Source organism: Desulfobulbus alkaliphilus (assembly GCF_016918545.1).
Lineage (GTDB): Bacteria > Desulfobacterota > Desulfobulbia > Desulfobulbales > Desulfobulbaceae > Desulfobulbus > Desulfobulbus alkaliphilus.
Genome location: NZ_JAFFQC010000181.1, coordinates 1 through 469, shown reverse-complemented (window position 1 = coordinate 469; position 469 = coordinate 1). Strand labels below are relative to the sequence as shown.

The 469-nt window shown below is 50.3% G+C and carries 1 protein-coding gene and 1 rRNA gene; one reads left to right on the top strand and one right to left on the bottom strand.

Features of this window, described 5'->3' with window-relative positions:
* Positions 1 to 74: ribosomal RNA gene (gene rrf / locus JWG43_RS18010) — 5S ribosomal RNA — on the top strand; the annotation flags it as partial.
* A gap of 138 nt (positions 75 to 212) precedes the next feature.
* On the opposite strand, the gene JWG43_RS18005 is transcribed toward rrf, so the two are convergent.
* Positions 213 to 341, bottom strand: coding sequence for a rubredoxin (locus tag JWG43_RS18005; RefSeq protein ID WP_338033288.1), 129 nt, complete (start codon positions 339 to 341; stop codon positions 213 to 215).
* Between the last annotated feature and the right edge of the window lie 128 nt (positions 342 to 469).

Genomic DNA, 469 nt, shown 5'->3' with positions numbered 1-469 from the left:
ACACGGAAGTTAAGCTCTTCAGCGCCGATGGTACTGCATGGGAAACTATGTGGGAGAGTAGGTCGCCGCCGATCCTCTACAAAAAACCCCCGTCGATCAATCGATCAACGGGGGTTTTGCTTTGCCCCTCCTCCATATCGGTCGGACACTCAGGATCCGTGCAACGCCTGGGGAGAAGTCGAGACAGCGGTCAGCACCATCAACCCCGGCAATCAATCCAGGGGATCAAAGGCCTCTTTTGTCGCGTAGCACATGGGACACACCCATGCTTGCGGCAGTTGTTCCCATGTGGTTCCCGATTCGACCCCATTCATGGCATCACCACGGATCGGATCGTATATATAGTGCCTGAACTAAAACTCAAAAACGACAATAAATCAAGTCGTTGTCACCATACTCCAGACATGAAGAAAATGAGAGCATGATTAACGACGAGAGCGGTTAATGGTGTAACATATTGATTACTATG